Raw genomic sequence first — 25002 nt, 5'->3', positions numbered from 1 at the left:
CATGTCCGTCCCAGCGCCCGCGCCCGCCACCGTGCCCGCCACCGCAACAGAATCGGACCGGAGCGACGCCGCGCCGGACGCCGCCTCGGTCAGGGCGCGTGTCGGCGCGCGCGTGGGGGCGCGGGTGCAGCGATCCCTGCGCTCGCGCACCGTGACCTGGATGACGGTGGGGTTCGCCACGATCCTGGTGATGACCGCCATCGCGCTCGGCGCCTTCGTGTACCAGCAGCGCGGCGTCGACGCCGTGCGCCACACCGTGGCGGTGGACGGGCGCCTCGCCCGGGTCCTGTCGGCGGTGCAGGACGCCGAGACCGGCCAGCGCGGCTACCTGCTCACCGGCGACGAGGCCTTCCTGCTGCCCTTCACAGAGGGGCGGCTGAACGTCGACCAGCAGCTCGATCTCCTGCGCGACCTCGTCCAGGACGATCCCGACCAGCGGGGCGACCTCGACACCCTGGCCGGGCTGATCCGCCGGAAGCTCGACGAGCTCGGCGCCAGCGTCGCCCTCATGCGCGCCGGCGACGGCGCGGCGGCCCGCGCCTCCGTGGCGGACGGGCGCGGCAAGCAGGTGATGGACGCGATCCGCGACCGGGTGCGCCGCATGGAGGCGCACGAGGCGCGGCGGATGGAGCGGCGGCAGGCGACGGTGTCGCGGATCGCCCTGGCCATCTGGGTCATGGTCGGGGCCCTGGCGGTGCTGTTCGTGCTGTTCGCCGTGTCGGCACTGCGGGAGGCGACCCGGCGCAACCGGCTGTCGCGGTTCCTGCCGCAGGAGCTGGTCCTGCGGCTCGCCGACGGCGACGGGAGCCTGAAGGCCGGCCGCCGCCAGCAGGCCGCCATCGTGTTCGTCGACATGCGCGGCTCGACCACCCTGGCCGAGAGCCTGGATCCGCACCGGCTCTCCGAGTTCCTGTCCGCCTTCCGGCGGCGGGTGACGCGCCTCGCCCGCCTGCGGGGCGGCGTGGTCGACAAGTTCATCGGCGACGGCGCCCTGGTGGTGTTCGGCCTGCCCGAGCCCCGGCCCGACGACGCGGCCCGCGCCCTCGCCTTCGCGCAGGACCTCGTCGCGGTGATCGCCCGCTGGACCGACAGGGCCGCACCCGCGCAGGCCGTGCGCATCGGTGTCGGCGTCCATTACGGCGAGGTGTTCTGCGGGATCATCGGCGAGGAGGCGCGCTACGAGTTCACCGTGCTGGGCGACGCCGTCAACGTCGCCGCCCGCCTCGAGCAGGCGACCAAGCTCCACGGCGTCCCGATCCTGGTCTCGGAGGCCGCGCGGCGGGCCGCGGGGGCGCCGGCCGAGGCGTGGCGCGAAGTCAGCCGCGAGCCCCTGCGGGGGCGCCGCGAGCGCATGGCCTACCACACGCCCGCCGCCCCGGGAGCGGGCGGTCCCGGCCCCCGCCGGGAAGAAGATATCGCGTTCCCGGCGGTCGAACCGGCCCTCTGAGAAGAACCTGCCTGTCGTGGGGATCGAATGGAGAACAAGCATCTCCGTGCGCAGCGAAATTCGAAAGACGTGTCCATTGCGAACGGACCTGCCGAGCGCGACATTCGGCACCATGCGCAGCGCTTCTGAAAACCAGTCGCCGGCCTTCGATCCGTTCGGCGAGCCCGTCGCCGACGGCGTCGCCGGCGCCTGCCCGGCCACCTCGACCGGCGACCGCACGGCGCGGCGCGTCGGCGGTGCGGTGTTCTGGACGCTGGCGCTCGCGATCCTGGCCGGCCGCGTCTACGCCTACGATCTCCCGGCCGTGCAGGCCGTCGCCTCGCACGCTGCCCAGGTGCTCGCCCTGCGCTGAGCCTCCTGGTCGAGCCCGTCGAAGACGACCCGCGCGGCGCGCAGGTTGCCGTCGATGTGCAGCCGCGCGCGGGCCCTCCCGGTTCAGTCCCTCGTGAGGTGGCGGCGGACGGCCTGGGCCGTGACGGCGGAGACGCGCACGTTCGACTCCTGCGTCACCCCGGCGATGTGCGGCGTGAGGATCAGGTTCGGCACGTCCGCGAAGACGGCGCCCGCCGCCGCGTCGAGGGGCTCGCGGTCGAACACGTCCAGCGCCGCGCCGCCGAGATGGCCGGAGCGCAGGGCTTGCGCCACGGCGGCCTCGTCCACCACCCCGCCCCGGGCCGCGTTGATCAGGATCGCGCCCGCAGGCATCCGGGCCAGCGCTGCCGCGTCGATCAACCCGCGGGTCTGATCGGTGAGCGGCACGTGCAGCGAGAGCACGTCGCTCTGGGCGATCAGCGCGTCGAGCGCCAGGGGCCGCACAGGGCCGTAGGCCGGGTTCCAGGCCGGGTCGCCCGCGTCCACGAAGGGGTCGTGGGCGGCGACCGCCATGCCGAGGGCCGCGGCCCTCCGGGCAGTCTCGCGAGCGATCGACCCGAAGCCGACGAGGCCGAGGCGCTTGCCGGCGATCTCGCGGCCCATCAGGGCGTTGCGCGGCCACGTGCCGGCCGCCACGCGGGCCGTGGCCCCGTAGGCGCCGCGCAGGAGCAGCAGCGCGGTTGCGACCACGTACTCGGCGACCGCGCCGTCGTTGGCGCCGGTGGCCGGGTAGACCGCGATGCCGTGCGCCCGGCAGGCCGGAACGTCGATGTTGTCGAGGCCGACGCCGAGGCGTCCGACGACCTTGAGGTCGCGGGCGGCGTCGAGCAGGGGGCCGCGGACCTGGGTCCGGTTGCGCACGATCAGGGCGTCGGCCTGGGCCACGGCGGCGGCGAGGTCTCCGGGCCGGTCGACGAGGCCGGGATCGTACTGCACGTCGAGGCCGGCGAGCTCGGCCGCGATCGCGGCCTCGTCCATGAACTCGCTGATGACGACCTTGGGCATGGCGCGCCTGTGTCCCGGTTCCGCGTGATCGTCTCCCGCTAGAGCCGTTCCGGCCCGCGTGGCAACCCGGATCCGGGCTCGCCCGCCCTCAGGCGACCGCGCGGACCGCCCGCTCGGTCGGGAGCGCCCGCCGGGGCAGGCTCTCGATCAGGCCGGGGATCTCCTCGGGCGGCCGGGCCGGGCTGTACAGGAAGCCCTGCGCGCTGTTGCAGCGCCGCAGCCGGAGCAGCTCGGCCTGCTGCTCGGTCTCGACGCCCTCCACGGTGACGTCGATGCGCAGGTCGCGGGCGATGACCATGATCGCCTCGATCACCGTCAGGCATTCGGGGCGGCTGCTCAGGTCGCGCACGAAGGCGCGGTCGATCTTGATCTTGTCGACCGGGAACTGCGTCAGGTAGCTCAGCGAGGAGTAGCCCGTCCCGAAATCGTCTAGGGCGATCCGCACGCCGAGCGCCCGCAGGGAGCGGAGATTGTCCAGCACGTGCGGCGTGTTGGCCAGGAAGATCGACTCGGTGATCTCGATCTCCAGGCGGTCCGCCGCGAGGCCGGTCTCGCCCAGCACCGCCGCGACGTCGGCGAAGAAGTCGGGCCGGCGGAAATGGACTGACGAGATGTTGACGGCGACGCGCAGGCGCGCCGGCCAGGTCAGCGCCTCCGCGCAGGCCCGCCGCAGCGCCCAGCGCCCGAGCGCGAGGATGAAGCCGGTTCCCTCGGCGATCGGGATCAGCTCGGCGGGCGAGACGGGGCCGAGACCGGGCCGGGTCCAGCGGAGCAGCGCCTCGCAGCCGACCACTTGGCCGTCCTGCAGGCTGACCAAAGGCTGGTAGTGCAGCGCCATCTCGCCGTCGGCGAGGGCCTGGCGCATCGCCTCGTCGAGTTCGTGCCGGCGCTGGACGCGCACGTCCAGGTCGCGGTCGAAGCCCCGCCAGCGCCCCTTGCCGCCCTGCTTGGCGCTGTAGAGCGCGAGATCCGCCTTCCGGAGCAGGTCCTCGGGCTCGGTCGCGTCCGCGGGGGCGCAGGCGATCCCGACGCTGACGCCGATCTCCGCCCGGACGCCGTCGATGAGGTAGGGCTCGCGCAGAGTCGCGATCGTGGCCTCGGCCAGGGTCTGCGCGGCCGTACCGTCCCGGCCGCGCTGCAGGATCGCGAACTCGTCGCCCCCGAGACGGAACGCCTGCGCGTCGGCCGGGAGCAGGGCACGCAGGCGATCGGCGACCTGCCCCAGCAGGGCGTCGCCCGCGGCGTGGCCGATGCTGTCGTTGACGGTCTTGAAGCCGTCGAGGTCGAGGTAGAGCAGGCTGACCGTCGCGTCCGGGGCCGGTTGCGCGTTCTGCGGCGCGTTCTGCGCGGCGGCCGCGCAGGCCTCGGACGCGACGTCGTGGAACATGACCCGGTTCGACAGGCCGGTCATCGGGTCCCGGGTGGCCAGATAGGCGATGTGCGCCTCCACCCGGCGGGCCTCGGTCACGTCGGAGCCGACGCCCCGGAACCCGGCGAAGCGCCCCTTCTGGTCGAGGAACGGCTTGCCGCTCAGCCGGAGCCAGCGCCGGCCGGCCGGCGTGTCGATGGCGATCAGGTGCTGGTGGAAGGCGACGCCCCGCCGGAGACGGTCCACGAGGTCGGCGCTCTGGTCGGCCTCGGGGGGCGCCTCCGCCCGGCCGGCGAGCAGCGCCGGGAACGAGGCGTGCTGGAGCCTCTGCACCGGGCAGGCCAGCACGTCCGCCATCCGGGTGGAGACGTGCTGGAACCGTCCGGTCCCGTCCGTCTCCCACAGCCAGTCGCTGGCATTCGCCTCGAAGGCGTTGAGCAGCAGCCCGATCGTCTCGCTCTGGTCCTCGACCCGCACGCGGTCGAGGATGCGCTGGCGCGACAGGCGGCTCATGCGGCTCACGCTCGTCACCACGAAGATCGCGTAGACGGCGAGCAGGAAGCCGATGCTGAGCGCGACCGGCTCCCCGGACCGGGCCAGCCCGACGAAGCTGCCGGCGATGACCGGGACCGCGAACAGGTACGAGACCGACAGGAGCGGGCCGACCACGTAGGCGTCCGAGATCAGGCCGGCCACGATGGCGACGACGAGCAGCCGCGCGTCGCCGCCGGAGGGGGCGAACAGCACGACCGGCAGCGTCGCCCAGGCGAGGCCCAGGGCGAAGGCGAGGCCGGCGGAGATCCGGCAGCCCCACCGGACGGTGTGCGCCGAGGCGGTGTCGCCGTGGGTGCGCCAGTAGAGCCAGGTCGCGTAGGTCGCCGCCGTGATCAGCACCGCGACCACGGCGAGCAGGCCGAGGAGGTAGGTGTGCGAGGCCGAACCCCAGAAGAAGTACGCGACGGCCAGCGCGATGATCAGGTGCGTCACCGCCGAGTAGGTAGCGAGCTTCAGCGTCTCGTCGAGGAGCCCCGCGCGCACCTGCAGGCGGTAGCGGCTCGGCAGCGCGTCGTCGGCGTCGGGACCGAAGAGGCGGCCGAGCAGCGATCCCGGCCGGCGGTCCGGCCAGGTCCCCCGCCGCGCGCCCGGCCCGGTCGCGCCCGCGGAGATCTCGGGCGACACCTCGGGCGGCATCTCAGGCGGCACCTCAGGCGGCACCTCAGGCGGCATGGGCCGCCCCCTGCTCGGCCCCGTGCCCGTCCCCCTGCCCGGCCCCCTGCCCGGTCCCGTGGCGGGGCGCGACCCTCATGGTCAGGCCGCCCCTGGGCCGCAGGGTCACGCGGAACTGCGCCCCCGGCATCTCCGCCGTCACCGGCCGGAGGCGGAAGGCGGGCAGCAGCGTCGCGAGGACGACGAGGCACTCGGTCAGGGCGAGGCCCATGCCGATGCAGACCCGCGGGCCGGCGCCGAACGGCAGGTAGGCGTAGCGGTCGCGCGCGGCGGCCCGCTCCGGCGCGAAGCGGCCCGGGTCGAACGCCTCCGGCCTGTCCCAGAGCAGCGCGTGCCGGTGCAGGGCGTAGACCGGCACGTGGACCGACTGCCCGGCCGGCACGACCGTGTCCCCGAGCCGGACCGGGGCCCGCGTCCGCCGCACGATCAGCGGGGCCGGCGGATAGAGGCGCATCACCTCGAGGAGCACCTGACGCGTGTAGGGGAGCCGGTCCACGGAACCGGGATCGGACTCGGGATCGGCGCCGAGGCGCGCCATCTCGGCGACGACGCGCTCCTCCACCTCCGGGTGCTCGGCCAGGACCCGGAAGGTCCAGGCCAGCGCCAGGGCGGTGGTCTCGTGGCCGGCGGACACGAAGGTCAGCAGGTTGTCGACGAGGCTCGCCTCGGTGAGCGGCGCGCCGGTCTCCGGGTCCCGCGCCTGCAGCAGGAGGCCGAGGAGGTCGGAGCCGGGCTCGCCGCGGGACCGGCGGCGCGCGATCGTGCGGGCGACCTCGCCGCGCAGGTAGCGCACCGCCTCCGCCCCGGCCCGGGACCCCGGATGCGGGACCCAGGCCGGCGCCCGCAGCATCTCCAGGGCGATCTTCCAGCTAGTCTGGCCGAGATAGGCGTCCATCGCGGCCCCGAAGGGCCCGACCTCCAGGTGGGGATCGCCCGACACCATCGTGGCGACGATGACGTCGAACGTCGTGCGCATCATCTCGCGCAGGATGTCCCGCTCGCTCCCGGCGGGACCGGTGTCGCGCCAGCGCGCCCGCGTCGCCGCGGCGGCCCGGGCCATGGCCGGCACGAAGCTCCGGACCCGGTCCGGGCGGAACATCGGGGTCGCGGTCCTGCGCTGACGCCGCCAGTGGTCCCCGTCCGCGGTGAGGACCCCCGCGCCGAGGGCCGGGGCGAGCGCCCGGAGCATGAACGGCTCCCGCTCCAGCGCCTCGGCCTGGTCGACCATCAGGCCGCGGATGTGACCGGGATCGCAGACGTAGGTGGTCCGCTGGCCGAGGAAGCGGGTGGTCACCAGGGGTTGTGTGTAGATCTGCCGGGGCCAGGCCTCGATCAGGCTGCCCAGCATCGTGACGAGCACGGATGGCAGCGCGACCGCCTCGGCCACGCCCTCTGCCACGGCCGCCGCGAACGGCGGCCGTCCCGGCGCGCAGACCCTGAACGTTCCGACAGCGGGCATACCGGCTCCCTCGCGGGACCAGATTCGAGGTTCAACGTTAAGTTTTGGCTTGCCGCCGCGGCGCCGTCGAGCGCTTCCCCCGGCGCCGGGGCGGAAACCGCCGCCTTGCTTACCGGGAGCTTACCGGATTCCCGGGGAGGCGCCGCGGACACCCGGGGGCGGCCCGCCCTAGCGGTCCCGGGTCGCGCGGGCCTGAGCCTCGAGGGCCTCGTGGAGCCGGCCCTCGATCAGCAGGGCCGAGCCGTAGTGGAACTCGATGTCGAAGGCGTGGCGCTGGTTCATCGAGAGCGACGCGCTCTGCATCGCGATGAGATGGCCCTCCGCGTCGAACAGGCCCGAGCCCGATCCGCCGTAACCGTCGTTGCAATCGTGGCGGGCGCGGCGGATCGCGCCCTCGCTCGGCGGATCGATCCGCCGAACGGCGCAGGATTCCCGGCTGCTCTGCCCCCGGTAGTTCTCGTGCCCGGCCGGTGAGACCATCGTCACCGGGAGCGTCAGGTCGCCGGTCGGAAGGGTGGGCGGGTCCGGGATCGGCTGCGGCCGCGCCTCGGCCGGCTCGGCGAGGCGCAGCAGCGCCCAGTCGTCGGTGATGTGCAGGCGCCGCGCCTCGGGCTCGACGCCGAGTTCCAGGATCTCGGGCACGAAGGCGTAGTTCCGACCTGCTATCTGAAAGTAGCAGTCGGCGACGTTTCGAGTAACCTCCAGTTGTCGATTGCGGAAATTGTGCGCGTTCATCAGCACGAGGGACCGGCTCCCGATCAGCCACGCGGCGGCGGCCTTCTGGGGAATCCCGTCCGGTCGCCGGCACCACAGGACGCCCGCGCCGGGAAAGCGCTCCAGGTCGGCCCCCGTCAGCTCGCGCCGCCCGTCCTGCTGGTAGAGCGCCGCGAGACGGCGTTCCCCGCCGGTCCCGGCCGCCAGGGCCGCAGGCGCCAAGGTCGCGGGTGCCAGAGCCGCAGGCGCCAGGGCGAGAGCCGCCCAGCAGGCGGCCAGCGCCGGAGAGCGGGCCGCGCAGCCCGTGACATGACCCATGGCGTCCTCCCGGGACGGGTCGGCGGACGGCTCCGGGCCCGCACGCCCGCGTATCGTTCCCACCTGTCTGGCCCACCTGTCTGGGATAGCGGCCGGCTCTCGGTCAAGGTCTCCGTGATCTTACCAGATCTCCGGTGTTCTGTTGCCAAATCATCCCGAAAAGAAATGTTTCGTTTTGCAAAGACACGCATTACAAGCCGTGCGAATAATCAAGTGGCGCACAACGATAATAAGTCTTTCATAAGCTCAGCGAATACTGGAAATAGCCCGGTTATCGCGACGCTGGAGGCGGATTTGTCGGTGAAAGTCGTGTCGCCATCGAATCAACACCACGATGACTGCGAGGCCAAACGGCGTGGCAGTCCGGCGAGGAGACGCAGGATGATCAGGCTCCGGAATTCCGTCTCGGCATTGGCGATCATGGCGCTCGCGCCGGTCGCCATGGCGGGCGTGGCGCAGGCCAACGACAAGCTCGTCGAGAAATCGAAGAGCGACGAGAACTGGGTGATGCCCGGTAAGAACTACGACTCGAACAATTACAGCGACCTGACGCAGATCAACAAGAGCAACGTCAAGCAGCTCAAGCCGTCCTGGACGTTCTCCACCGGCCTGCTCAACGGCCACGAGGGCGCGCCGCTCGTCGTCGACGGCGTCATGTACATCCACACCTCGTTCCCCAACAACACCTTCGCCCTCGGCCTCGACGATCCGGGCAAGATCCTCTGGCAGGACAAGCCCAAGCAGAACCCGGCCGCGCGCTCGGTGGCCTGCTGCGATCTCGTGAACCGCGGCCTCGCCTACTGGCCCGGCGACGGCAAGACCCCGGCGCTGATCCTCAAGACCCAGCTCGACGGCAACGTCGCCGCCCTCAACGCCCAGACCGGCGAGACGGTGTGGAAGGTCGAGAACTCCGACATCAAGGTCGGCTCGACCCTCACGATCGCCCCCTACGTGGTGAAGGACAAGGTGATCATCGGCTCCTCGGGCGCCGAGCTCGGCGTACGCGGCTACCTCACCGCCTACGACGTCAAGACCGGCGCGCAGGTCTGGCGCGCCTACGCCACCGGCCCGGACGAGGACCTGCTGCTCGCCAAGGACTTCAACATCCACAACGCCCATTACGGCCAGAAGGGCCTCGGCACCTCGACCTGGGAGGGCGACGCCTGGAAGATCGGCGGCGGCACCAACTGGGGCTGGTACGCCTACGATCCGGGCACCAACCTGATCTATTTCGGCACCGGCAACCCGGCGCCGTGGAACGAGACCATGCGTCCCGGCGACAACAAGTGGACGATGACGATCTTCGGCCGCGACGCCGACACCGGCGAGGCGAAGTTCGGCTACCAGAAGACGCCCCACGACGAGTGGGACTATGCCGGCGTCAACGTGATGATGCTGTCCGACCAGAAGGACAAGGACGGGAAGATGAGGAAGCTCCTCACCCACCCGGACCGCAACGGCATCGTCTACACCCTCGACAGGACGGACGGCACGCTGGTCTCGGCCAACAAGATCGACGACACCGTCAACGTGTTCAAGTCGGTGGACCTGAAGACCGGCACGCCGGTGCGCGATCCGGAATACGGCACCCGGATGGACCATCTCGCCAAGGACATCTGCCCCTCGGCGATGGGCTACCACAACCAGGGTCACGATTCCTACGACCCGAAGCGGCAAGCCTTCTACATGGGCATCAACCACATCTGCATGGATTGGGAGCCCTTCATGCTGCCCTACCGGGCGGGTCAGTTCTTCGTCGGTGCGACGCTGAACATGTATCCGGGCCCGAAGGGTGACCGGCAGAACTACGAGGGCCTCGGCCAGATCAAGAGCTACAACGCCATCACCGGCAAGTTCAACTGGGAGAAGATGGAGCGCTTCGCGGTCTGGGGCGGCACCACCGCCACCGCCGGCGACCTCGTCCTCTACGGGACGCTGGACGGCTTCATCAAGGCGCGCGACTCCGACAACGGCGACCTCCTCTGGAAGTTCAAGCTGCCGTCGGGCGCCATCGGCTACCCGATCACCTACACCCACAAGGGCACGCAGTACGTCGCCATCTACTACGGCGTCGGCGGCTGGCCGGGCGTGGGCCTGGTGTTCGACCTCGCCGACCCGACCGCCGGTCTCGGCGCGGTGGGCGCCTTCAAGAAGCTCGCCAACTACACCCAGATGGGCGGCGGCGTGATGGTGTTCTCGCTGGACGGCAAGGGCCCGTACGACGACCCGAACGTCGGCGAGTACGCGCAGCACGCCGCCAAGTAAGGGCCCCCGGTAACCGCCGCCTTCATCCCGTCGGCCCCTCGGCCGGCGGGGTTCTGGGATCAGATCCCGACAGGCGGGGCCCTCTGGCGCCCCGCCTGTCCCTCCGGACACGCCATCCGGACACGCCATCAAGAAACGCTTCGACAACAGGGATCAACGTCCATGCCGCGCCCGCGCGCACGCATCCTGGCGGCCCGCTTCGCCGCCGTCCTGACGCTCGCCACTCTGGCCGCCGGGCCGGTGGCGGCCCAGGAATCCGAGGCCCAGGCCATCCAGTCGGATCCCGGCAAGGCCCCGGCCGCCCCGCCGGCCGACCCCGCGACCCTGCGGATCTGCGCCTCCGAGAAGCAGCCGCCCCTCTCGATGAAGGACGGCTCCGGGCTCGAGAACCGCGTCGCGGTCGCCGTCGCCGAGGCGATGGGGAAGAAGCCCGTCTTCGTCTGGCTCGAGAAGCCCGCGATCTACCTCGTCCGCGACGGTCTGGAGAAGCGGACCTGCGACGTGGTCGTCGGCCTCGACAGCGACGACCCGCGGGTGCTGACCACCCGGCCGTACTACCGGAGCGGCTACGTCTTCATCACCCGCGCCGACAAGGATCTCGACGTGAAGTCCTGGTCCGACCCGCGGCTCAAGACCCTCGACCACATGGTGGTGCCGTTCGGCTCCCCCGGCGAGGCGATGCTCAAGGATATCGGCCGCTACGAGGAGGACATGGCCTACCTCTACTCGCTGGTGAACTTCCGCTCGCCGCGCAACCAGTACACCCAGATCGACCCGGCCCGCATCGTCAGCGAGGTCGCCAACGACAAGGCCGATGTCGGCGTCGCCTTCGGCCCGGACGTGGCCCGCTACGTCAAGGATTCCCCGACGCCGCTGCGCATGACGCTGGTCCCGGCCGACACGGTCGGCAGCGACGGCCGCAAGGTCCCGCAGGTCTTCGACCAGTCGATGGGCGTGCGCAAGGACGACGAGGCCCTGCGCAAGGCCCTCGACGCCGGGATCGAGAAGGCCCGGCCCGCCATCGCGGCGATCCTCAAGCAGGACGGTGTGCCGGTCGTCGCCTCGAACTGAGGCTGCCCCACCGAGACCGCCCCACCGAGACCGGCCCGGCGCGTCCGGGCCATCGATCAGGACATCAGGACCCGCTCAACAGATGCACATCGTACGTTCGGCCCGCGTCGCCCTTCTCACCCTCGCCGTGGCGATGCCCGCCGCGGCCCGCGCGCAGCCCCAGTCCGGCCCGCAGACCGGCATCGTCTTCCGCAACACCATCACCGGCGAGGCGATGGACACGGCCGAGGGCAAGCCGGGCGGGCGGGACACGCAGGCGGTCAAGACCTTCTTCCAGACCGGGAAGAACCTCTACATCGACGACAAGTCCTGCCTGCGGAACGGCGAGAGCCTGTTCCTGACCTCGTGCTCCGGCTGCCACGGCCATCTCGGCGAGGGCAAGGTCGGGCCCGGCCTCAACGACGATTACTGGACCTACCCGGCGAACACGACCGATGTCGGCCTGTTCGCGACCCTCTGGGGCGGCGCCAACGGCATGATGGGACCGCACAACGAGGATCTCAATCCCGACGAGATGCTGCAGGTCATCGCCTGGATCCGTCATCTCTACACGGGCCCGGTGAAGGATGCCGAGTGGCTCACCGACGAGCAGAAGAAGACCTACAAGCCCTTCAAGGAGGGCGAGACCTTTGCCAAGGACGTGCCCGGCCAGTGCAAGCCGCTGGACTAGCCGTTCTCGGCAAGTCGCGCCCCGCGCAAGACGGGGCGAACCGGCGGCCCGACCGGCCGCCCCAGGAAGAGACGGAGGAATCTACGATGCGCACAGTGATCACGGCGGCGATGCTGATCGCGGGGGCGGCCTTCGCGGTGCCGGCGCTGGCCTACGACGGTCAGACCTGCAAGGCGCCGGGCAATTGCTGGCAGCCGAAGCCCGGCTTCCCCGAGAAGGTCGCCGGGACCAAGTACGATCCCAAGCACGACCCGAAGGAGGTCAGCAAGCAGGCCGAATCCATCAAGCAGATGGAGGAGCGCAACAGGAAGCGGATCGAGAACGCCAAGAAGACCGGCAAGTTCGAGTACGACGTCGCCAAGATCTCTTCGAACTGATCGCGACCGATCCGACCGTCCTGGGGCCGGCCCGCGCCGCGGCGCCGGCCCACAGCGACGCTCGGCAGCGCACGCCGCATCGACACGCGCAGGCACCGCCTCATGAACACCCTCCGTTCCGGAGACACGATGCTCACCGACTGGCGGGCGGCGGCGGCCCGCTTCGAGGCGGAGGTCGCCAAGGCGGTGGTCGGCCAGGAGCGGGCGATCCGCCTCGTGACGATCGCGATCTTCGCCCGCGGCCACGTGATGCTCGAGGGCGATGTCGGCGTCGGCAAGACCACCCTGCTGCGGGCGGTGGCCCGGGCGCTGGGCGGGGCCTACGAGCGCGTCGAGGGCACGGTCGACATGATGCCGACCGACCTGATCTACCACACCTATCTCGGCCCCGACGGCCGGCCGCGGGTCGATCCCGGCCCGGTCCTGGCCCGGGCCGAGGATCTCTCGGTGTTCTTCTTCAACGAGATCAACCGGGCGCGGCCGCAGGTCCACGCCCTGCTGCTCCGGCTGATGGCCGAGCGCAGCGTCCAGGCCTTCGGCCGCACCTACACGTTCCCGAACCTGCAGGTCTTCGCCGACCGCAACCGCGTCGAGCGCGAGGAGACCTTCGAGCTGCCGGCCGCGGCCCGCGACCGCTTCCTGATGGAGATCGGGCTGGAGGCGCCCCGGGACGCGGCGGTGCGCCGGAGCCTGGTCTTCGACCCGCGCTTCCACGACACCGACGCCCTCGTCGGCGCGGTCGCCGAGGGCGTGCTCGACCACGCCCGGATCGGCGGCATCGCGGCCGCGATCCAGCACGCCGTCCGCGCGGAGCCGTCGATCGAGGCCTACGTGGTGGCCCTCTGGGACGCGCTGGTCCGCCCCGCGGAGGCCGGGATCCGGCTCCCGGGCCTCGACACCGCCACCCTGGTGCAGGGGGGCGCCTCCCCGCGCGGCGTCGCCTTCCTGGTGCGCGCCGCCCGGGTGCGGGCGTGGCTGGAGGGCCGCGAGTGGCTGGTGCCGGAGGACGTGCGGGCGGTCTTCACCGAGGTGATGGCCCACCGCGTCTTCCTCGAGCCCGTCCACGAGCTGCAGCGCGGCGCGATCGTGCCCGCCCTGTGCCGGGCCGCGTTCGAGACGGTGCCGGCGCCGTGAGCGACCCGCGCACGGCCGACATCGTCTACCTGCCGCGCTGGCGGCCGCGCGGCAGCCGGGCCGGCCTTCACCGGGGGCGCGACGCCGGCGGCGCCGGCCCGTTCCGCGATCAGGTGCCGTTCCTGCAGCTGCCGGATGCCCGCCGCATCGACCTGCGCGCGACGCTGCGCGACCCGTTCGAGGGCGTGCATGTCCGCCGCTTCGAGGCGCGGACCGCGGTCGAGACCTGGGTCCTGGTCGATCTCTCGGCCTCGATGGGCTTCCGTGGCACGGCCGACCGGGCGCGGCTCACGGGCGATCTCTGCCGGGCGCTGGCCGTCTCGGCGACCCGGATCAGCGACGGGTTCGGCCTGATCGGCTGCGACGAGACCCTGCGCGACGACCTCACCCTCCCCGCCACCCGCCACCGGGGCGCGGCCGTCGCCGCCGCCGAGCGGGTCGCGGGCGCGCCGCGCGCGGGGCGCGGCTGCGCCGGCATGCTCGAGGCCGCGCGGCGGCTCGCCGGGCGGCCGAAGCTCGTCTTCCTCGCCTCCGACTTCCGCTGGCCGGAGGCCCTGATCGCCCGGGTCTTCGCCGCCCTGGCGCCGCACGACACGGTCCCGATCCTGCTCGCCGACCCCGCCGAGGCGGAGGCGCTGCCGGCCTTCGGCCTCGTCGAACTCGACGATCTCGAGGGCGGCGGCCGCCGCGTGGTCCTGCTGCGCCCGAGCCTGCGCCGGGCCTGGATCGCCCGGGAGCGGGACCGGATCGCCGCCCTGGAGCGCGCCGCCGCGCCCTTCGCCCGCCGCGTCTTCCAGCTCACCGGGCGCTTCGACGCCCAGGCGCTCACCCGCCACCTGATGACGACCTGAGCATGGGCGCGCGCGGTCCCGCCCTCCTGCCGGCCGGCCTCTTCGCCAGCCTCCGCGCCGGCGTCCTCGCCGGTGTCCTGGCCGGCATCCTGGCCGCGCCGCTCGCCCTGACGGCCGGCCCGGCCGCCGCGCAGGTGCGCTCCGTCGAGGTGCGCAGCCCCCGGCCCTTCGGGATCTTCCTGGGCGACCTGGTCGAGGCGCAGGTGGAGATCCTGGCCGATCCCGACTTCCGGTTGCAGCGCGCGACCCTGCCCCGGCCCGGTCCGGTGACCTACTGGCTCGACCTGCGCGCCGTCGCGGTCGACGAGGCCCCGGCGGCCGGCGGCCGGCGGGTGCGCCTGCGCCTCACCTACCAGAGCTTCTACGCCGCCCTCGACGCCCGCACCCTGGAGGTGCCGGGCTTCCCCCTGACGCTGGCGAGCGAGGCGGCGACCGGGCTCACCACCGCGGCCGTCCAGGTGCCGGGCTGGAGCCTCGGCGTCTCGCCCCTGCGCGAGGTGCAGCCGCAGCGGCGCGAGGATCCGGCCGAGTACCTGCGCCCGGACGGCTGGAGCGGGCGGATCGATCCCGGGCCGGACGTCGCGGCGGCGGCGGGTCTCGGCGCCCTCGCGGGCCTCGCCGCGCTGGCGCTGGCGCACGATCGGGCCTGGGGACCGTTCCGGCAGCGGCGGGGCCGGCCCTTCGCGGCGGCTCTGCGCGCGCTCCGGCGGCAGCGAGCGGGGGCCGGGCCCGATCAGGCCTACCGGGCGGCGCTGCTGGCCCTGCACCGGGGCCTCGACCTGACCGACGGGAGGCGGGTGCTGGCCGACGATCTCGGCGCCTTCCTCGCCCGGCACGGGGCCTTCCGGGGCCAGGCGGCGGGGCTCGCGCGCTTCTTCGAGGCCTCGCGCCTCGCGTTCTTCGGCGGCCGGCTGCCGGCCGCGCGCGCGGCCTGGCCCCGCGCCGAGGCCGAGGCGCTCCTGGCGCGGCTCGCGGCGGCGGAGCGGAGCGCGTGAGGCCGTGACCGATCTCCTCGCCCGCCTCGGCGCGACCGATCCCTGGGTCCTGTGGCTGCTGCCGCTGGCGCTGCTGCCGCTGGCCCGCTCGGCCCTGCGCCGGACCTCCGTGCCGGCGGTCGCCGCCGCCCCGGCCGACCCCCTCTCGGCCTGGCTCGGCCGGGCGCTGACGCTCGCCGGCGTCCTGGCCGTCGCCGGCCTGATCGTGGCCCTGGCGGGCCCCTACCGGACGGGCGCGCGGATCGAGCGCCTCGGCATCGGCGCGCAGGTCTCGCTGCTGATCGACCGCTCGGGCAGCATGAACGAGACCTTCGCGGGCCGGCAGCCCTCCGGCGCCGAGGAATCGAAGGCCGCGGCCTCCCGGCGCCTGCTGGCCGATTTCGTCGGCGCCCGGGCGCACGACCTGTTCGCCGTGACGGCCTTCTCCACCGCGCCGATGCTGGTCATGCCGATGACCGACCGCCACGACGCCGTGCGGGCGGCGATCGCCGCCATCGACCGGCCCGGCCTCGACTACACCAATATCGGCCGGGGCCTCGGCATGGCCCTGTCGCAGTTCGGAAGCGATGTCGGCGCCTCGCGGGTCCTCCTCCTGGTCTCCGACGGCGCGGCGGTGATCGACCCGCGCATCCAGGACCAGCTGCGCGCCGCGGTCGCGCGGATCCGGCCGAACCTGTACTGGCTGTTCCTGCGCACCCAGGGATCGCCCGGCATCGCCGACCGGCCGGCCGGCGAGGACACGCCCCAGGCCGCGCCGGAGCGCCATCTCGACCTGTTCTTCAAGAGCCTCGGCGTGCCCTACCGCGCCTTCGAGGCCGAGGGCGCCGAGGCGGTGGCCGCCGCCATCCGGCAGATCGAGGCCCTGGAGCGGGACCCGATCCCCTACGTCGAGGAGCGCCCGCGCCGGGACCTGACCGGGCTCGCCGCCGCGCTCGCCGCCCTGGGCCTCGCGCTGCTGGTCCTGGCCAAGCTCGCGGAGGTGGACCTCGCGGCGGCACCGGCGGATGCGGAGACTGCGACGGAGGCCGAGACCGAGACCGCGGGCGCGGCGGCGCGGAGGGCGGCATGAGCGCCGGCGCCCTCCTCGACGGCCCGGCCCCGCGCCGCACCGCCCGCCCCCGCCTCGGCTTGGCGGCGGCGTGGCGCCGGGTCCGGCCGGCCCTGCTGGTCGCGCTGCCGCTGGTCCTCGCGGCCGCCGCCCTGTGGTTCGCCGTCTCGGGCTGGAGCGCCGCGCGCGACGACGACCGGATCGCCGCCCTGGAGGCGGGCCGCGACCGGCCGGTCGAGCCGGATGCGCGGCCGGCCCTCCTGGCGGCGCGGATCGGCTTCCTCGCCGCCCGGGACCGTCTCGGCGAGACCGAGCCCCTCCTCGACGCCCTCGACCGCGCCGGCGCGGTGCGGGAGGCGGCCCGGGCGCGGTACGTCATCGGCAACGCGCGGATGCGGCAGGCCTTCGCGCTGATCGGCCGGGGCGACCTCGACAAGGCCGCGCCCCAGGTGACGCTGGCGCGGCAGGATTACCGCCGCGCCCTCCAGGCCCGGCCCGAATTCTGGGACGCCAAGTACAACCTCGACGTCGCCTCGCGCCTCGTGCGCGACTACCCGGAATTCGACCGCAAGACCGGGGACGAGCTCCGCGCCGAGCCGAAGAAGATCTGGACCGACATCCCCGGCCAGCCGCGGGGCGGCCCGTGAGCCCGCGGCGCGTCCTTCCCCCCGTCCTGCCCTCGGTCCTGCCCACCCTCGTCGCCCGCAACCTGCGCGACGGGCGGTTCCGCGCCCTGGCGGCCGCCCTCGCGCTGGCGCTGGCGGCCCTGGTCGCGCCGCCGATCCCGGTCACCCGCACCGGCGTGTCGGTGCTGGCGGTGGTCGACATCACCGGCAGCATGGCGGTGCGCGACTATCCCGCCGCCGGCGGGTCGGTGAGCCGGCTCGAGACCGTCAAGGCGGCGCTGCGGGCGACGCTGCCCGACCTCCCCTGCGGCTCGCGGGTGGCGGTCGGCCTGTTCACCGACCGGCGGCCGTTCCTGCTGTTCACGCCGGTCGAGGTCTGCGCCGACTTCGCGCCGCTGGACGGCGCCATCGCGGCCCTCGACCCGCGCATGGCCTGGGAGGGGGACAGCCGCATCGCGGCCGGCCTGTTCCGGTCGATCGCCATGGCGGGGGAGATCGACGCCGACCTCCTGTTCCTCACCGACGGCCAGGAGACGCCGCCGCTGCCCGCCTCCGGCGGCCCGACCTTCGACGGCAGGCCCGGCGCGGTGCGCGGGCTGATCGTCGGCGCGGGCGGCTACGGCCTGTCGCCGATCCCGCGCTTCGACGATCGCGGGCGCGAGACGGGTTTCCTCGGCGAGAGCGACGTCCAGCAGGAGAACCGCTCCGGGCCGCCCCCGGCCGACGCGGAATCCCGCGAGGGCTACAACCCGCGCAACGCCCCCTTCGGGGCCCAGGCCGCCCACGGCACCGAGCACCTCTCGTCGGTCCGCGAGCCCTACCTGAAGCGCCTCGCCGCCGAGACCGGCCTCGGCTACGTCCATCTCGACAGCCCGGGCGGTCTCGCCGCCCCTCTGCGCGCCGCGGCGACGCCGCGCCCGCTGCCCGGCCGCCTCGACCCGCGGCCCGCCCTCCTGGCTGCGGCCCTGGCTCTGACGCTCCTGGCCCTCCTGGCGGGACCCCTCGCCCGCGCCCTTCGCGCGCTCCGCGGGCGCGCGGGCCACTCTGCTCCAACCCCTGCTCCAACCGGAGCGATCAGGACCTGACCATGCGGATGCCCCTCGCCCTCTTTCCGGCCCTCGCCCCGGCCCTCGCCGTCGTCGGCCTCGCCGGCGCGGCGCTGGCCCACGGGCCGACGCCGCAGAAGATCGACCAGTCGATCACTATCCAGGCGCCCCCGGAGGCGGTCTGGAAGGTGGTGGGCGATTTCGGCGGCATCGGGCGCTGGCACCCGGACGTGGCCAAGGCCGAGGCCAGTGGCGGCAACGTCGAGGGCACGACCCGCCGGGTGACCCTCAAGGCCGGCGGCACCCTGGTCGAGGGGCTGGACGAGTGGCTGGCCGACGGCCGGACCTACTCGTACCGGATGTCCGACCCGGACCTGAAGGCGCTCCCCGTCTCCTCCTACTCGGCGACGCTCACCGTGACCCCGGACGGGACCGGCTCCAAGGTGTCGTGGATCGGCCGCTTCTACCGGGGCGACACCGGCAACGAGCCGCCGGAGACTCTCAGCGACGAGGCCGGGCGCGCGGCGATGAACCGCTACTTCGCGGACGGGCTCAAGGGCCTGAAGGCGGCCGTCGAGGGCCGGACGACCCATTGAGGCCCCGCATGCGCCACCTGTGGCTGATCGCGACGCTCGCGGTCGCGGTCGCGGCCGGGACCGGCGCCGGGACCAGTGACGCGTCCGCGGCCGGCGACCCGGTCTGGGTCGTCAGCCAGCAGGGGGCCGAGCTGGCGCGGATCGAGGCCGGGAAAGTGGCCGGGCGGATCCCGCTCGGACCGGCGCCGGTGGCGGCGGCGACCGACCGGGCCGGCCGCCTCTATCTGACCCACCCGGACGGGCACGCCGTCACCGTCGTCGCGCCCGGCGCGCCGCCCCGCCGCCTGCCCGTCCCCGGCCAGGCCTTCGGCCTCGCGGCGAGCCCGGACGGGGCGCACCTGTACGTCGGCGACTGGTCGGGCGACCGCGTCCTGAAGATCTCCGCGGCGACCGGCGCCGCCGAGGGCGCCGCCGCGGTGGGCCGCGACCCGGCCCACCTCGTCCTCGACCGGCGCGGGCGGCTCTACGTCGCCGACCGCGAGAGTCGTCAGGTCAGCGTGATCGACACCGGGACGATGGCCCGCGTGGCCGTGGTCCCGACCGGCGAGGCGCCCTTCGCCCTGGCGCTCGCACCGGACGAGGCGAGCCTCTACGTCGCCAACGTGCGTAGCGGCGACCTCACGGTGATCGACACGGCGACGCTGCGGGCCCGCGCCACGGTTCCGGCCGGCCGGATGCCCTACGGCGTGGCGGTCACCGGGGACGGCAGCCGCATCCTGGTCACCAACCAGCACGCCGCCGCCGTGACGGTGATCGACGCGGCCCGGCTCGAGATCGTCGCCACCGTGGCGGTGGGCCCCTATCCCGAGGGCATCGCGGTGGCCGGTCCGCTTGCCTACGTGGCGAACTGGTTCTCGGACGACGTCTCGGTGATCGATCTCGCCACGTGGCGCGAGACGACGCGCATCAAGGTGGCGGAGGGCCCGCGCACGGTCCTGGCGGGGGAGCCCGCGCGATGAGACGGGCTGGCCGCATCGGGATCGCGTCCGGGCTGGTCCTGCTGGCCCTCGGCGCCTGCGACCGCGGGGCGGACGAGCGCGCCGACGCGCGCGCCGACGAGGCCGGCGCGGTGGTGGCCACCACCGCCGAGGGCACCCTGCCGGCCTGGCTCGCGCCGACCGACGGGACCGACCCGGCCCGCTGGCTCGCGGGCCGCGAGGCCGGCAAGGCCCTGCCGGCCGACGATCCCCGCGTGCGCGCGATGGCGACGGCGCTGGCCGGAGCCCGCGACGGCTTCATCGAGGACCCGCGCATGATCGCCAACCGCACCGTCCAGCTCGGCCAGATGCTGGCCGAGGCCGGCATCGGCGAGGGCTACGGCGCGATCCTCGACGGTCTCGGCGGCATCGCGGCGGAGCGCGGCCGCCGCAAGAGCCTCTACGGCGAGATGTGCCAGCACTACTACAACGCCCGGATGCAGGGGGCCGACCACGCGGCCGCGCTGGCGCGCCTCGCCGGCCCGCACCCGGTCGGCGAGGGGACGCCGTGAGCGCCGCCCGGGCCTCGGCCGACCGTCCGGCGGGGCGGGACGGCCCGCGGGTTCTCGACGCGGTGCTGATCGTCGACGACCATCCGGTCGTGCGGCGCGGCTTCCGCCATCTCGCCGAGGATGCCGGCGTCCGGGCGGTCCACGAGGCCGCGGACGTGGTGTCGGGCTACCGCACCTTCCACCGCCACCGGCCCGGGCTGGTGGTGACCGACCTGGGCTTCCGCGACCAGGGGCTGTCGGGCCTGTCGCTGATCCGCCGGGTGCGGGCCCTCGAGCCGGCGACCCGGATCCTCGCCTTCAGCATGCACGACGATCCGGTGATCGTCGCCCGGGCCATCGAGGGCGGGGCCCACGGCTTCGTCCTGAAGGACACGGCGGTGACGCGCTTCCACGAGGCGCTGGCGACCGTGTCGGCCGGGCACAGCTACCTGCCGCACGAGGTCGCGACCAAGATCGCGATGCTGAATGCCGGGCTCCTGGAATCGCCCCTGGCACGCCTGACCGCGCGGGAGGTTCAGGTGCTGTCGCTGCTGGGGGCGGGCAAGTCCAACGAGGCCATCGCCGACAGCCTGTCGATGAGCCACCGGAGCGTGTCGGCCGTCGTCTCGGGCATGAAGCAGAAGCTCGGCGCCGGCAGCCTCGCCGACCTCCTGCGCATCGCCCTGTCGCGGGACGGGCGCCCGGTGTGACGACGACCGCCGTCAGCGGGCCGGGGCTACCGCGGCACGATCAGGCCGGGAACGATCGATCCCTGCGGCCCGAACGTCGCCTCGGCCTTCCGGCAATTGGCCGCGACGTCCTTCTGGTAGGCCGCGATGTAGCGGGTCGCGGTCAGGTGCAGGTCGCCGGTCTCCAGGCTCGCCGCGTCGACGCCCAGGGCCTCGACGGTCTGCTTGAGGCGCGCCGGATCGCTGCGCAGGCCGGGACATTCGAGGTTCACGAAACCGGCGAGCCCCGCGAGCTTCGCGGCCTGATTGCGCCGCGGATCGGCGGCCGCCGGGTCCTGCGCCTGCATCGAAGGCTGTCCCTGGAGCTGTCCCTGGGGCTGTCCCTGGGGCTGGATCGGGGGTTGCGGGATGGGCTGCGCGGGGGGGGGCGCCTGAGCGTGGGCCTGGGCCGTCAGAAGACCCAGGAGGCCGGCCGAGATCGGGCCGGAAAGACGGATCGCGCGCATCGCTTCTCCCATCCAGTCGCAGGAGCAGCGCGTCCGTCGACCGTCACCGCTGCGAAGAGTCGCGCAGTTCTATGCCGCTGGATCGGAGATTTACAATGCAGACCAAGCTTATAATCGTCTTAGTGACTCTGGCCTGCGCGACTTTGCCGGCGAAGGCCGCCCGCCTGACCGTGGACGACAAGGCCTCGCTGTGGCCGCGGGCGAGCGCGACCGACAAGATCGATTTCTCGACCCGGATGGGCCGGGCCTTCCACACGCTGTCGCCCAAGCTGGACGCGGCGTACTTCATGCGCTGTCTGGAGGAGACCGCCAATATCGGGGACACCAAGGACCTGCGGCTCGAGGAGATGGTGCGGACCTGCATCTCCCTGGTCCGGGACGAGGCCGAGTGAGCGGCCGGCCCGGCCTCACGGAGGGCCTCGCGCGCGGCCTCACGCCAGATGGGCGACGATGTTGACCAGCCGGTCGAACGGGTCGCGGACGTAGAACCGCTCCACGCCCCAGGGCTCCCGGGCCGGGCCGTACAGCACGGGCAGGCCGGCCCGCCTCACGCGGGCGAGGACCTCCGCCAGGTCGTCGACCTCGACCGAGATGTCGGGAACCGGCGTGCCCGAGCCGCCCGCGCTGGCCACGCTGATCTGCGGCGTCGCCGACATCCCGGGGGCCGCGAAGGTCAGGATCCAGCCGTGATCCATGACCACCTCCAGGCCGAGCACCTCCGCGTAGAAGGACCGCGCCGCCTCGACCTGCGTGGTCCGGATGTTGGTGACGATCCGCCTCACGGCCATGGCCCGGTCCCCGCTGCGCGCCGCCTATCAGAGGGCTCCGCGGGCGGCCCGGCAAGGCCCGGGACGGCGCCTCGGGAATCCGGGTCCCGGCCTCGTCGCGGTCCGCCGCCCGGAAGTGCACGCAGCGATTGAAAGCGGGCCTCCGGAAAGAATCCGGAAAGCTCCCCGATGGTACCGTCCGCGCCGGTGGGACCTCGCACCGTCCAGCAGAATGTTCGCCCAGGCGGACGATTGGGATCCCCGGGTATGAACAGTGGGACGGTCGCGCTGCGGGAGAAGGCGAAGCTCCTCGACACCGTTCTCGACACGATGGATCAGGGGCTGATGATGATCGACGCCGCCGGCGTCGTTCAGGTCTGTAATGCCCGTGCCCTCGCGCTGCTCGACCTGCCGCCGGACCTGATGCGGTCCCGCCCGACCTTCGAGGCGGTGCGGCAATACCAGATCGCGCGGGGCGAGTTCGGGAAGGCGAGCGAGACCCTGCAGCGCTGGGTGGCCGCGGGCGGCCTGGAGTGCCGCGCCCACACCTACGAGCGCGAGCGCCCCGACGGCACCGTGCTGGAGATCCGCACCGTGCCGCTGCCCGACGGCGGTGCGGTGCGGACCTTCACGGACATCACCGCGCGCAAGCGGGCCGAGGAGACGCTGCAGGTCAGCGAGACCCGCCTCGCCCTGGCGCAGGATGCGGGCAGCGACGGGCTCTGGGACTGCGACCTCACGACCGGGGAGGCGTGGTCCTCCGACCGCTGGTGGGGGGTCCTGGGCTACGAGCCCGGCGAACTGGCGAGCCACGCGCGGACGTGGCGGGCCCTGCTCCACCCGGAGGATGCGGGCGCGGCCGAGCGGGCGCTGATCGAGCACCTGAGCGGGCGGGCGCCGACCTACATGTCCGAGCACCGCATGCGCCGCAAGGACGGCTCCTGGGCCTGGATGATGACGCGCGGCAAGGTGGTGGCGCGCGCCGCCGACGGCCGCGCGGTGCGCTTCATCGGCACCCAGATCGACATCAGCGCCCGCAAGGCCGCCGAGGGGCAGGTCGCCCACATGGCGCGCCACGACGGCCTCACCGACCTGCCCAACCGCGCCCTGTTCTACGAGCGGCTCGAGATCCGGCTCGCCGACCTGCATCTGAACGGCGGCACCTGCGCGGTGCTGTGCCTCGACCTCGACCGCTTCAAGGCCGTCAACGACAGCCTCGGCCACGCGGCCGGGGACTTCCTGCTCCGGGCGGTGGCCCATCGCATCCGCGCGGTGCTGCGGGCCGACGACATGGTGGCGCGCTTCAGCGGCGACGAGTTCGCCGTGCTGGTGGCCGATGCGGACGACCCTGCCCGCGCGGAGGCCCTGGCGGCGCGCCTGATCGCGGCCGTCCAGGCGCCGATCCCCTTCGGCAAGCGGCGGCTGAAGGTGGGCCTGAGCGTCGGCATCGCCCGGGCACCCGGCCACGGCTTCGACAGCGAGACGCTGGTCCGCCGCGCCGACCTCGCCCTGTACCGGGCGAAGACCGAGGGGCGGAACACCCACCGGGTGTTCGAGCCCGCGATGGACGCGGCCGAGGCGGCCCGGCGCGATCTGGAGCGCGACCTGCGCCAGGCGATCGAGGGCGACGAGCTCATCCTGCACTATCAACCGCAGGTGAGCACCGCCACCGGCCGGCTTCTCGGGTTCGAGGCGCTCGTGCGCTGGGAGCATCCGACCCGCGGCCTCGTGCCGCCGAACGCCTTTATCCCCCTGGCGGAGGAGAGCGGGCTGATCCTGCCGCTCGGCGAGTGGGTGCTCCGGGCCGCCTGCCGCGAGGCGGCCCGCTGGGCGCACCCGCTGAAGGTGGCGGTGAACCTGTCGCCGCGCCAGTTCCAGCAGGCGGATCTGCCCGAGCGCGTGCTGGCCATCCTGACCGAGACGGGCCTCGCGCCGACGCGGCTCGAACTCGAGATCACCGAGACCCTGATTATCAACGACATGGCGCGGGCGCTCGGCATCCTGCGCCGGCTGAAGGCCTTCGGCGTGTCCATCGCGATGGACGATTTCGGCACCGGCTACTCGTCCCTCGCGACGCTGCAGGCCTTCCCCTTCGACAAGATCAAGATCGACCGGTCCTTCGTGGGCCATGTCGAGGTCAGTCCGCAGGCGGCGGTGATCGTGCGGGCGGTTCTGGGGCTCGGCCGCAGCCTCGGGATGAGCGTCGTGGCGGAGGGCGTCGAGACGGAGGCGCAGATGCGCTTCCTGGCCGCGGAGGCCTGCGACGAGGTCCAGGGCTACCTGATCAGCAGTCCGCAGCCGATCGAGCGGTTCGCCGCGCAGATCGACGCGTCCGAAACGTTCGTGCCGCCCGGCCGCCCCGACTCGGCTGTCGCCTGAGGCGCGCCGCGACGCCCCGGCGATCCGGCGACGGCCCGGACGCCCGGACGCCCGTCGCGGTACCGGTGCGGAGCGCCGAGCGGCGGCCCTGCCGCCGGCCTCTGTGGCACGGCCGCGACACCCGCCGACGACCGCCTGTGGATGACGCGACCTGCCCCCGATCCGTCAAGGTTCGGATGCCAGCGTGACCGCGCACCTCCGATCCGGCTCCCTCAGCTCCGCCATCCCATGTTCGCCCAGCCCCACGCCCTCATCCTCCGCCATCGCGAGCGCGTCGCCGTGCTCATCTCCTCCGCGCTGTTCCTGGCGGGCGCCCTGCCGCTCTTCTGGGCGATCGGCTGAGGCTCGATCCCGGGCCGGCCGCATCGTCGGCCGGCCGTCGAGCTTCCGCGCCGCCGCGCTCGCGAGGACGGCGGGCCGCGTTCGGCCCGCCCGAACGGCGAAGGGGCCGCCTCCTGTGGGAAGCGGCCCCTTCGCGTTTCGGGTCGGGTGCGACGGTCGGGGTGCGAGCGTCGCACCCCGACCGTCGCTTGTCGGTCTCAGTAGGAGCCGAACTTGTAGTTCAGGCCGGCGCGGACGACGGCGAACTCGTCGGAGCGGCGA

The 25002-nt window shown here is 73.4% G+C and carries 24 protein-coding genes; 18 read left to right on the top strand and 6 right to left on the bottom strand.

The genetic code is table 11. The features are described 5' to 3' along the window. Position 1: 1 nt before the first annotated feature. Both ACLBYG_RS28610 and ACLBYG_RS28605 read left to right on the top strand, forming a co-directional pair. Positions 2-1447: an adenylate/guanylate cyclase domain-containing protein gene (locus tag ACLBYG_RS28610; protein ID WP_026605372.1), complete on the top strand. Its 1446-nt coding sequence runs from the start codon at positions 2-4 to the stop codon at positions 1445-1447. Positions 1448-1559: 112 nt separating this feature from the next. Next, a complete protein-coding gene (locus ACLBYG_RS28605) occupies positions 1560-1799 on the top strand; it encodes a hypothetical protein (protein ID WP_020096021.1) in 240 nt (79 codons plus the stop codon). A gap of 83 nt (positions 1800-1882) precedes the next feature. On the opposite strand, the gene ACLBYG_RS28600 is transcribed toward ACLBYG_RS28605, so the two are convergent. From ACLBYG_RS28600 to ACLBYG_RS28585, 4 genes are all read right to left on the bottom strand, one after another. Beyond that, complete coding sequence (locus ACLBYG_RS28600) at positions 1883-2824, bottom strand: NAD(P)-dependent oxidoreductase (RefSeq protein ID WP_447683704.1); 942 nt, start codon at positions 2822-2824, stop codon at positions 1883-1885. Between the two features lie 88 nt (positions 2825-2912). Further along, positions 2913-5384, bottom strand: a complete 2472-nt coding sequence (locus tag ACLBYG_RS28595; RefSeq protein WP_447683703.1) for a putative bifunctional diguanylate cyclase/phosphodiesterase — start codon at positions 5382-5384, stop codon at positions 2913-2915. Positions 5385-5409: 25 nt separating this feature from the next. Continuing rightward, positions 5410-6879 (bottom strand): cytochrome P450, encoded by a 1470-nt coding sequence (locus tag ACLBYG_RS28590; protein WP_447683702.1) that lies wholly within the window; start codon positions 6877-6879, stop codon positions 5410-5412. A gap of 168 nt (positions 6880-7047) precedes the next feature. Next, positions 7048-7911 (bottom strand): S1 family peptidase, encoded by an 864-nt coding sequence (locus ACLBYG_RS28585; protein ID WP_331297497.1) that lies wholly within the window; start codon positions 7909-7911, stop codon positions 7048-7050. A 381-nt stretch (positions 7912-8292) separates the two neighbouring features. On the opposite strand from ACLBYG_RS28585, the gene ACLBYG_RS28580 reads away from it, so the two are divergent. The 14 genes from ACLBYG_RS28580 to ACLBYG_RS28515 all read left to right on the top strand — a co-directional run bounded on the left by ACLBYG_RS28580 (position 8293) and on the right by ACLBYG_RS28515 (position 20768). Continuing rightward, complete coding sequence (locus ACLBYG_RS28580; RefSeq protein ID WP_026605374.1) at positions 8293-10176, top strand: methanol/ethanol family PQQ-dependent dehydrogenase; 1884 nt, start codon at positions 8293-8295, stop codon at positions 10174-10176. Positions 10177-10338: 162 nt separating this feature from the next. Continuing rightward, a complete protein-coding gene (gene moxJ, locus ACLBYG_RS28575) occupies positions 10339-11247 on the top strand; it encodes a methanol oxidation system protein MoxJ (protein ID WP_056529785.1) in 909 nt (302 codons plus the stop codon). An 82-nt stretch (positions 11248-11329) separates the two neighbouring features. Then, on the top strand, positions 11330-11917 hold the full coding sequence (moxG, locus tag ACLBYG_RS28570) for a cytochrome c(L), periplasmic (RefSeq protein ID WP_020096029.1): 588 nt from the start codon (positions 11330-11332) through the stop codon (positions 11915-11917). Positions 11918-12003: 86 nt separating this feature from the next. Beyond that, positions 12004-12294, top strand: coding sequence for a methanol dehydrogenase [cytochrome c] subunit (locus ACLBYG_RS28565; protein WP_012321128.1), 291 nt, complete (start codon positions 12004-12006; stop codon positions 12292-12294). A gap of 102 nt (positions 12295-12396) precedes the next feature. Then, positions 12397-13428 carry an AAA family ATPase gene (locus ACLBYG_RS28560; protein ID WP_026605375.1) on the top strand — a complete coding sequence of 344 codons (1032 nt, stop codon included), beginning with the start codon at positions 12397-12399 and terminating at the stop codon, positions 13426-13428. Beyond that, a complete protein-coding gene (locus tag ACLBYG_RS28555; RefSeq protein WP_447683701.1) occupies positions 13425-14279 on the top strand; it encodes a DUF58 domain-containing protein in 855 nt (284 codons plus the stop codon). Before ACLBYG_RS28560 ends, ACLBYG_RS28555 begins: the two co-directional genes overlap by 4 nt. Before the next feature lie 2 nt (positions 14280-14281). Then, positions 14282-15274, top strand: coding sequence for a nonribosomal peptide synthetase MxaA (locus ACLBYG_RS28550; RefSeq protein ID WP_447683700.1), 993 nt, complete (start codon positions 14282-14284; stop codon positions 15272-15274). 4 nt (positions 15275-15278) lie between these two features. Next, positions 15279-16343: a vWA domain-containing protein gene (locus ACLBYG_RS28545; protein ID WP_447683699.1), complete on the top strand. Its 1065-nt coding sequence runs from the start codon at positions 15279-15281 to the stop codon at positions 16341-16343. Then, positions 16340-16969 carry a hypothetical protein gene (locus tag ACLBYG_RS28540; protein ID WP_056529792.1) on the top strand — a complete coding sequence of 210 codons (630 nt, stop codon included), beginning with the start codon at positions 16340-16342 and terminating at the stop codon, positions 16967-16969. Before ACLBYG_RS28545 ends, ACLBYG_RS28540 begins: the two co-directional genes overlap by 4 nt. Further along, complete coding sequence (locus tag ACLBYG_RS28535; RefSeq protein WP_447683698.1) at positions 16966-18033, top strand: vWA domain-containing protein; 1068 nt, start codon at positions 16966-16968, stop codon at positions 18031-18033. The genes ACLBYG_RS28540 and ACLBYG_RS28535 overlap by 4 nt, the downstream gene beginning before the upstream one ends. A 2-nt stretch (positions 18034-18035) precedes the next feature. Further along, a complete protein-coding gene (locus ACLBYG_RS28530; RefSeq protein ID WP_447683697.1) occupies positions 18036-18590 on the top strand; it encodes an SRPBCC family protein in 555 nt (184 codons plus the stop codon). A gap of 8 nt (positions 18591-18598) precedes the next feature. Continuing rightward, on the top strand, positions 18599-19549 hold the full coding sequence (locus ACLBYG_RS28525; RefSeq protein ID WP_447683696.1) for a YncE family protein: 951 nt from the start codon (positions 18599-18601) through the stop codon (positions 19547-19549). Continuing rightward, positions 19546-20079 (top strand): hypothetical protein, encoded by a 534-nt coding sequence (locus ACLBYG_RS28520; RefSeq protein ID WP_056529803.1) that lies wholly within the window; start codon positions 19546-19548, stop codon positions 20077-20079. The genes ACLBYG_RS28525 and ACLBYG_RS28520 overlap by 4 nt, the downstream gene beginning before the upstream one ends. Continuing rightward, positions 20076-20768 carry a response regulator transcription factor gene (locus ACLBYG_RS28515; protein ID WP_020096040.1) on the top strand — a complete coding sequence of 231 codons (693 nt, stop codon included), beginning with the start codon at positions 20076-20078 and terminating at the stop codon, positions 20766-20768. Before ACLBYG_RS28520 ends, ACLBYG_RS28515 begins: the two co-directional genes overlap by 4 nt. A 26-nt stretch (positions 20769-20794) precedes the next feature. Here ACLBYG_RS28515 and ACLBYG_RS28510 read toward each other — a convergent pair whose 3' ends face one another. Next, complete coding sequence (locus ACLBYG_RS28510) at positions 20795-21253, bottom strand: hypothetical protein (RefSeq protein WP_447683695.1); 459 nt, start codon at positions 21251-21253, stop codon at positions 20795-20797. 95 nt (positions 21254-21348) lie between these two features. Here ACLBYG_RS28510 and ACLBYG_RS28505 point away from each other — a divergent pair, with 95 nt between their 5' ends. After that, the gene (locus tag ACLBYG_RS28505; protein WP_234081578.1) at positions 21349-21645 is read left to right on the top strand and encodes a hypothetical protein; all 297 of its coding nucleotides are present in this window, start codon (positions 21349-21351) and stop codon (positions 21643-21645) included. A 39-nt stretch (positions 21646-21684) separates the two neighbouring features. On the opposite strand, the gene ACLBYG_RS28500 is transcribed toward ACLBYG_RS28505, so the two are convergent. Then, positions 21685-22041, bottom strand: a complete 357-nt coding sequence (locus ACLBYG_RS28500) for a VOC family protein (RefSeq protein WP_056529812.1) — start codon at positions 22039-22041, stop codon at positions 21685-21687. Between the two features lie 246 nt (positions 22042-22287). Between ACLBYG_RS28500 and ACLBYG_RS28495 the strand changes: the two genes are divergently transcribed. Beyond that, positions 22288-24399 carry a putative bifunctional diguanylate cyclase/phosphodiesterase gene (locus ACLBYG_RS28495; protein WP_100253594.1) on the top strand — a complete coding sequence of 704 codons (2112 nt, stop codon included), beginning with the start codon at positions 22288-22290 and terminating at the stop codon, positions 24397-24399. The last annotated feature ends 603 nt before the right edge of the window (positions 24400-25002 follow it).

Source organism: Methylobacterium sp. D53M, assembly GCF_053345625.1.
This window is presented reverse-complemented; position numbering and strand designations above follow the sequence as displayed.